Origin of the sequence: Oceaniovalibus guishaninsula JLT2003, assembly GCF_000299575.1 — a bacterium.
In the GTDB taxonomy this organism is placed as follows: Bacteria; Pseudomonadota; Alphaproteobacteria; order Rhodobacterales; family Rhodobacteraceae; genus Palleronia; species Palleronia guishaninsula.
In genome coordinates, this window is record NZ_AMGO01000021.1 from 366,149 (window position 1) to 374,197 (window position 8,049).

Here is an 8,049-nt window from a genome sequence, read left to right on the forward strand (position 1 = left end):
AGCCCATTGCCCTAGCAAGAGGTCAGACGGACGACTCGCAAAGGGAAGGCGAACCGCATGACCATATCCTCCTCACTGGCCGCAGGCGTTGCCGGGCTGAACGCCAATGCCCAGCGGCTGGCCAGCATTTCCGACAACATCGCCAACAGCGCGACATCGGGCTACAAGCGGTCGGTGACGGACTTTCACGCGATGGTGGCCGCCGGGCGGGGAACGCAGGCCTATACCGCGGGGGGCGTCAGGACGTCGACGCTGCAACTGATCGACCAGCGCGGCCAGCTGGAAAACAGCACCAACGCAACCGACATTTCCATTAACGGTCGCGGCTTTCTTCCGGTGACCGATTTCCGCGCGCTGGATCAGGCCGGAACGCCACCGCTTTCGCTGATGACCACCGGGTCGTTCCGGCCCGATGACAATGGCGTCCTGACGAATGCGAACGGCATGGTTCTGATGGGTTGGCCTGCGGCCCCGGACGGCACCTTCCCGCCCGTGTCCCGCGACAGCGGGGCGAACCTGCGGCCCATCAACATTCTGCACAACCAATACAGCGCGAACCCGACGACCAGGGCATCCATCGGCGTCAACCTGCCCGCCGCCAGCGCCGTTCCCGGTGCACCGGGCGCGCCAGAATCGCTGACCATGGAATATTTCGGCAATCTGGGGCAGCCGGAATCCCTGCGCTTCGAATTCACGCCCGCGGCGGCAACGGGCGGGGCGGCGAACACCTGGCGGATGAAGATCATCGACTTGGCCGGTGGAACGCCGACCGATATCGGCGAATACGACCTGACGTTCCGCGACGCGGCCACCGGCGGCGGTCTGCTGGACAGCGTCGTCCCGGTCGGCGGTGCGCCAGCCTATAACGCCGACGGCAGCGTCGAGCTGACTCTGGCCGGTGGCAACAAGATGGAACTGAATGTCGGCAAGCTGGGCGAGGTGGGGGGTCTGACGCAACTTTCCAGCAGCTTCGCGCCGGTGAACCTGGCGAAGAACGGGTCTGCCGTGGGCACGTTGACAGGCGTTGAAATCGACCCCTCCGGCGTGATGAGCGCGATCTACGATTCGGGCTTCACGCGACCGATCTACCGAGTGCCGGTCATCGACGTGCCCAATCCCAACGGGCTTCAGGCGCAGGACGGCCAGACTTACAAGCTGACGCTGGATAGCGGCCCGATGTTCCTGTGGGATGCGGGTGACGGTCCCGTCGGCGGCACGGTGGGCTATTCGCGCGAGGCCAGCACCACGGATGTCGCCAACGAACTGACCCAATTGATCCAGACGCAGCGGGCCTATTCCTCGAACGCGAAGATCATCCAGACCGTCGACGAGATGCTTCAGGAAACCACCAACCTGAAGCGGTGATAACCCGCCCCCGAGGAGACAGCGATGAGCATCACAAGCGCCATGAGCAACGCCCTGTCGGGGCTGAACGCGGCGGGACGGCAGGCGCAGGCGGTATCGTCCAACGTCGCCAACGCGCTGACGCCCGGCTATGCCCGGCGCGAGGTGCAGGTCAGCGCCAACGCCATGGGCGGCGTCACCGCTGGGCGGATCGACCGGCGCGTGGATGCCGCCATCGTCGCCGACCGCCGCACGGCAGAGGCAGAGCTGGGCAATGCCACGCTGACGACGGACGCGCTGCGCCGGCTCGCGGATCTGACCGGCGCGGCAACCGACCCCAACAGCCTGTCGGGGCGCGTCGCCCGCTTCGAAGGGACGCTGATCGAGGCCGCCAGCGCCCCACAAAGCGATACGCGGCTGGCCGCGGCCGTGTCGGCCGCGTCGGAACTGGCCGCGACGCTGAACCGCGCATCGGACGGGGTGCAGGCCGAACGCCTGCGCGCCGACACCACGATCGGGCGGACCGTCGACGATCTGCGCAGGGGTCTGGAACGTGTGGCGGTGCTCAACCGCGAAATCGCTCGGCAGACGGCGTCGGGCCATGATGCCAGCACGCTGCACGACCAGCGGCAGGTCGTGATCGACACCCTGTCCGCCATCGCGCCGCTGCGCGAATTGCCGCGCGATCACGGGCGCGTCGCCTTGATGACGGTGGCGGGACAGCTTCTGCTCGACGACCGGCCGGTTGCGCTGGAATTCACGGCATCGAACGCGATGGATCCGTTCGCGGTGCCCGGCACGCCCCTGTCCACGTTGAAGATCGACGGGCGCGAAATCGACATGACCCGCCCTGACGGTGCGATGGGCGGCGGATCGCTGGCCGCGGCCTTCGATCTGCGGGACAGGGCCGGGCCCGACGCGCAGGCGCGGCTGGATGTCTTTGCCGCCGACCTTCAGGCGCGTTTCGTGTCGCTGGTCCCCGCCGGTTCGCCCGCGCTGTTCACCGATCCCGGTCCCGCCTCGGCCGCCGCGCCGCATCGGGGGATGGCGCAAAGGATCGAAGTGAACAATCTGGTCGATCCGTCCCGCGGCGGGGATGCCTGGCGTTTGCGCGACGGGCTGACCGCCTCGGCCCCCGGTCCGGCCGGCGATGCCCGGCTGCTCGATGCGATGGCGAAGGTCATGGCGCAGCCCCGGCCCGATCCGGTCACGTCCCCGACCGGCCTGTCCCGCAGCCTCGGCGCGCATGCCGACGGGGTTCTGTCGCTGGCGCATGGTGCGCTTTTCAGGGCCGAGGACGGGCAATCCTTCGCCGCCGGGCGCGCCGACGCGCTGCGCCAGCAGGAAATGGAACTGGGCGTCGATACCGACCAGGAAATGCAGTCGCTCCTGCTGATCGAACGCACCTATGGCGCCAATGCGCGGGTGTTGCAGGCGGCGGATGCGATGCTTCAGCGCTTGATGGAGATTTGAGACGATGGGACCGATGGCATTTGGCGATCTCGCACAGAACTTCCTGCTCAAGCGGTCGGGGGTCAGGCTTAACAGCGACCTGGCGCGGCTGTCGAACGAACTGGCCACCGGGATGAAGTCACGGCCCGGCGCCAACGCCACCAACGATGTCGGCGGAATCGCCGGCATCGACGGGTCGCTGGCCAAGCTCGACGCCTGGAAGACCGCCACGGCCGAGGCGCGCATGACCGCCGGCGCGATGCAGGCGGCCCTGGGCCGCATCGGCAACGAGATGACCGGCCTTCAAAAGCAGCTTGCCGTGACCGAAAACCAATCCGACGGGCCGGCAATCGCCACCGTCGCGCGGGCGGGCAGGGCGGCTTTCGCGGCGATCGTCGGAACGCTGAACACGAAGGTGGGCGGTGTCGCGGTATTCGCTGGGATCGACACCGACGGTCCCGCCCTGGCGGATGCCGACACGATCCTGGCCGCCATCGAAGCCGACATCGCGACCATTCCCGACCCGGCCGACAAGGCCCGCAGGGTCGAGGAGTGGTTCGCGCCGGCGCCCGTCGGTCGGTTCGATAGCGGTGCCTATGCCGGATCGACGACCGGCAAGGCGCCGCTGAACCTGTCGCCCGACGACACCGTGCCCCTGGACGTGCGCGCCGACGCGCCCGAGCTGCGCCGGGCCATGGCGGCGACGGCCAGGCTGGCCCTTGCCGCCCCGCCTGCCGCCCCGGCGACGGCGGCTGCGATGATGAAGGGATCACTGGCCAACCTTGTCGGCGCGATCGACGGCACGACCGGACTTCAGGCGAAACTGGGAATCGTGGAGGCGAAGATTGGGGCGGCCGAACTTCGCAACGACACCGAACGCACGGCGCTGATGCAGGCCCGCATCGACCTGGCCGGCGCGGATCCCTACGACACCGCCGTCCGGTTGCAGCAGACCGAGGTGCAGCTTGAAACGCTCTATGCCATGACCGCGCGGATGTCGCGGCTCAGCCTGGTGAACTACCTGTGATCCGCGGCGCGCTTGTCGTCATCGGCATGGTTTTCGCCCTGTCGGCCCATGCCGGGCCCGTCCGCATCAAGGATCTGGTCGAATTCGACGGTGTCAGGGGCAACGATCTGGTTGGATACGGTCTTGTCGTCGGTCTGAACGGCACCGGCGACGGCCTGCGCAACGCGCCTTTCACCGAGGAGATCATGTCGAACATCCTCGAACGGTTGGGTGTCAATGTCAGCGGCGAACAATTCCGCCCCAAGAACGTGGCGGCGGTCCTGGTGACAGCCGATCTGCCGCCTTTCGCCCGCGCGGGCAGCCGGATCGACATCACGGTGTCGGCCATCGGCGATGCGGGTTCGTTGCTGGGCGGAACGCTGATCATGACGCCGCTGAACGCCGCGGATGGCCAGATTTATGCTGTGGCGCAGGGAACGGTGATCGCCGGCGGGGCCGTGGCCGAGGGCGAGGCCGCATCGGTCACGCAGGGCGTGCCGACCTCCGGGTCGATCCCCGGCGGCGCGCGGGTCGAGCGCGAGATCGATTTCGACTTCACCACGCTGACCAGCATCCGGCTGGCCCTGCGTACCCCCGATTTCACTACGGCCGGACGGATCGAACAGGCGATCAACGCCGATCTGCGCCGCCCGGTCGCCATGATGCTGGATGCGGGAACCGTGCTGATCGACATTGCCGCGACCAACATGCCGTCGCCCGCCCACGCCATGGGCCGGATCGAGAATATCTCGGTCCAGCCCGAACGCCGCGCGCGCGTCGTGGTGGACCAGCGATCCGGCACCATCGTCATGGGCGAGGACGTGCGCATCAGCCGCGTCGCCGTCAGCCAGGGCAACCTGACCCTGCGGATCGAGGAAGCGCCCCAGGTCGTGCAGCCCAACCCGTTTTCGCCGGGTGAAACCATCGTGGTCCCGCGCACCAATGCCGCGATCGACGAAGAACCGGGCATCGGTCTGGCCGAGGTTCCCGATGGCACGTCCCTGTCCGAGGTGGTGGCCGGTCTGAACGCGCTTGGCGTCGCGCCCCGCGACATGATCGACATCCTCAAAAGCATCAAGGCGGCGGGTGCCCTGCATGCGGATTTCGTCGTGCGATAGGGCGGCAGGACTTCGCAAGCGGCTTGATCCATGACAAGGACAAGCCCACGCCGGTGGCGGAAGATGGGCGGGATGCAGGGCGGAGACGGCGATGAAGAACGCGACGGTGCTGGTGCTTTCGGGCGCTGACGATGTGGCCGAAGGGCAATTCGCCGGGCTGGCGGACGACGCGCGCGACATGCGATTGCGGATCGACCGGCTGATCGTGGGGGCCACGCCCGACCTGCCGGTTTCGGCGGCGCTGGGGCCGATGGGCGGGGCCATCGTGATGCCTGCGGGCTGGGCCGACGAGGTTCAGGAAATGACCGACAAGGTGGCCGAACGCGCCCGCGCGGCCGAGGAACGGATGGCCGAGGCCGGCCTGTCGGGCAACGTCACCGCGCTGTCGGGGCCGGACGCGACCATCGCCGCCTATGCCGCCCGCCATGCGCTGGTCAGCGACGTGGCGGTCATGGGAAACGATTTGCGCCGGGACGCTCAGCTTTTTCAGGTGATCCTGACATCGCTGCTGTTCCAGACATCCTGCGGCGTGCTGCTTAATCCGCCTGCCACCCGTCCGCTACGGCCCCGTCGTGTGCTTTTCGCATGGAACGCCTCTCCGGCCTCGGCTTGCGCCCTGCGCGCGGTGCTTCCCCTGCTGGACGAACCGACCGAGATCACCGTCGCCTGCATCGACCCGGACGGTCTGCCCTTGGGGCAGGGGCTGGAACCCGGTGCCGACGTCGCCGCCTTTCTGGCGCATCGCGGCCATGATGTGACGGTCGTGCCGATGCCGGGACAGGGGCGGCCCGTGTCGGATACGCTGCGGCGCCTTGCGACGGACGTGCAGGCCGACCTGACGGTCATGGGCGCCTATGGTCGGTCGCGGCTGCGTCAGGCGATCCTGGGGGGCACCACCCGCGCGATGGTCGAACAGACCGACCGGCCCGTCTTCTTGGCCCACTGACCGGCGCCGCCGGGTCATCATAGCCAACATAGCACGGGCCGCACCGCCCTTCCGGCAGCGCCCGACCGCCCCTTGCCTTGTCAATCACCGTCGGACAGGGCTAGGGGTCGGGGATGACCGACCTGCAACCCCCCGCCAGCCATTTCATCGACGGCGCGTTCACCGAGGACGCGGCGGGCGATCCCATCGACAGCATGTTCCCCGCCACCGGCGAAACCGTCGCGCGGCTTCACGCGGCCACGCCTGCAATCGTCGAGGCGGCGCTGGCCTCGGCGACCGCGGGGCAGGCCGCCTGGGCGGCGATGGACGGCGCGGCGCGCGGGCGCGTCCTGTGCCGGGCGGCGGGTCTCATGCGGGACCGCAACCGCGCCCTGTCGCTGCTGGAAACCTACGACACGGGCAAACCCTTGCAGGAAACGCTGGTCGCCGACGCCGCCAGCGGGGCCGATACGCTGGACTATTTCGGCGGGCTGGCGGCCGATCTGACGGGCACGACCCTGCCGCTGGGGCGCGACTGGGCCTATACGCTGCGCGAACCGCTGGGCGTCTGCGTCGGCATCGGCGCCTGGAACTATCCGACCCAGATCGCCTGCTGGAAGGCCGCCCCGGCGCTGGCCGCCGGCAACGCGATGGTCTTCAAGCCCAGCGAGATCACGCCGCTGGGCGCGCTGCAAGTGGCTGCAATCCTGCACGAGGCCGGTCTGCCGCCGGGCGTCTTCAACGTCCTGCAGGGCGGGGGCGATGTGGGCGCGGCGCTGGTGGACGATCCGCGCGTGGCCAAGGTGTCGCTGACCGGGTCGGCCGAAACGGGGCGGCGGGTCTATTCGCTGGCCGCCCAAGGCATGAAGCAGGCGACGATGGAACTGGGCGGCAAGTCGCCGCTGATCGTGTTCGACGATGCGGGCCTCGACGATGCGGTGGCCGGCGCGCTGCTGGGCAACATGTATTCAGCCGGGCAGATTTGTTCGAACGGCACGCGGGTCTTCGTGCAGCGATCCGTTCTGGCGCCGTTCCTCGACCGCCTGAAGGCGCGGGTCGAGGCGATGATCGTCGGCGATCCGCGGGACGAGGCCACGCAGCTCGGCCCGCTGGTCAGCGAGACCCAGATGCACCGCGTGCTGGGCTTCGTGGATCGCGGGAGGACGGCCGCGCGGCTGGTGACGGGCGGCCACCGGCTGGACCGTCCCGGCTTCTACGTCGCGCCGACGGTGTTTGCCGATGTCACCGACGACATGGAAATCGCGCGCGAGGAGATTTTCGGCCCCGTCATGTCCGTCCTGTCGTTCGAGACCGAGGCCGAGGTCACGGCGCGCGCCAATGCCACGCCTTACGGGTTGTCCGCCGGGATCTTCACCGCCGATCTGACGCGCGCGCATCGGATGGCGCAGCGGTTGCAGGCCGGGACGGTCTGGATCAACGCCTATAACCTGACGCCGGCGGGAATGCCCTTTGGGGGGGTCAAGGCATCGGGGTTCGGGCGCGAGAATGCGCGCGCCGCCATGGAATCCTATACCCGGACCAAAAGCGTCTATGTCGGGATGGGGCCGGTCGATGCCCCGTATTGAGGCGGATTTCGTCATTGTCGGCGCCGGTTCGGCAGGCTGCGCAATGGCTTACCGGCTGTCGCAGGACGGGCGGCACAGCGTCGTCGTGATCGAGCATGGCGGCAGCGATGCCGGACCGCTGATCCAGATGCCGGGGGCGCTGTCCTATCCGATGAACATGGCCCGCTATGACTGGGGCTACCGGACCGAGCCCGAGCCGCATCTGGGCAACCGCGTGCTGGCCACTCCGCGGGGCAAGGTGATCGGGGGGTCGTCCTCGATCAACGGGATGGTGTTCGTGCGCGGACACGCCAAGGATTTCGACCATTGGGCCGAAAGCGGGGCGCGGGGCTGGGGTTATGCCGATGTTCTGCCTTATTTCAAGCGGATGGAGACGTGGGACGATGCCGGGCATGGCGGCGATCCGGCCTGGCGGGGCAGCGACGGGCCGCTGAACGTCACGCGGGGTCGGCGCGAGAACCCGCTTTTTCACGCCTTCGTCGAGGCGGGGCGGCAGGCGGGCTATCGCGTCACCCAGGATTACAACGGCGAGCAGCAGGAAGGCTTCGGCCCGATGGAGCATACGATCCATCGCGGCCAGCGCTGTTCGTCCGCCCGCGCCTATCTGCGTCCTGCTTT

7 protein-coding genes are annotated in these 8,049 nt (G+C 68.4%); all 7 read left to right on the forward strand.

All coding sequences use genetic code 11. The features are described from left to right. Positions 1-57 precede the first annotated feature (57 nt). The gene (locus tag OCGS_RS07785) at positions 58-1,365 is read left to right on the forward strand and encodes a flagellar hook protein FlgE (protein WP_007426695.1); all 1,308 of its coding nucleotides are present in this window, start codon (positions 58-60) and stop codon (positions 1,363-1,365) included. A gap of 24 nt (positions 1,366-1,389) precedes the next feature. Then, positions 1,390-2,817, forward strand: a complete 1,428-nt coding sequence (locus OCGS_RS07790; RefSeq protein WP_007426696.1) for a FlgK family flagellar hook-associated protein — start codon at positions 1,390-1,392, stop codon at positions 2,815-2,817. A 13-nt stretch (positions 2,818-2,830) separates the two neighbouring features. Then, positions 2,831-3,823 (forward strand): flagellin, encoded by a 993-nt coding sequence (locus OCGS_RS07795; protein ID WP_040610676.1) that lies wholly within the window; start codon positions 2,831-2,833, stop codon positions 3,821-3,823. Between the two features lie 26 nt (positions 3,824-3,849). Continuing rightward, entirely contained in the window at positions 3,850-4,920 is a 1,071-nt protein-coding gene (locus OCGS_RS07800; protein WP_052026150.1) for a flagellar basal body P-ring protein FlgI, read from the forward strand. 91 nt (positions 4,921-5,011) lie between these two features. Beyond that, positions 5,012-5,866 (forward strand): universal stress protein, encoded by an 855-nt coding sequence (locus tag OCGS_RS07805; protein WP_007426699.1) that lies wholly within the window; start codon positions 5,012-5,014, stop codon positions 5,864-5,866. A gap of 113 nt (positions 5,867-5,979) precedes the next feature. Next, positions 5,980-7,431, forward strand: a complete 1,452-nt coding sequence (gene betB / locus OCGS_RS07810; protein ID WP_007426700.1) for a betaine-aldehyde dehydrogenase — start codon at positions 5,980-5,982, stop codon at positions 7,429-7,431. Continuing rightward, a partial coding sequence (locus tag OCGS_RS07815) for a GMC family oxidoreductase N-terminal domain-containing protein (protein ID WP_040610769.1) occupies positions 7,427-8,049 on the forward strand: 623 nt, incomplete at its 3' end. The genes betB and OCGS_RS07815, both read left to right, overlap by 5 nt.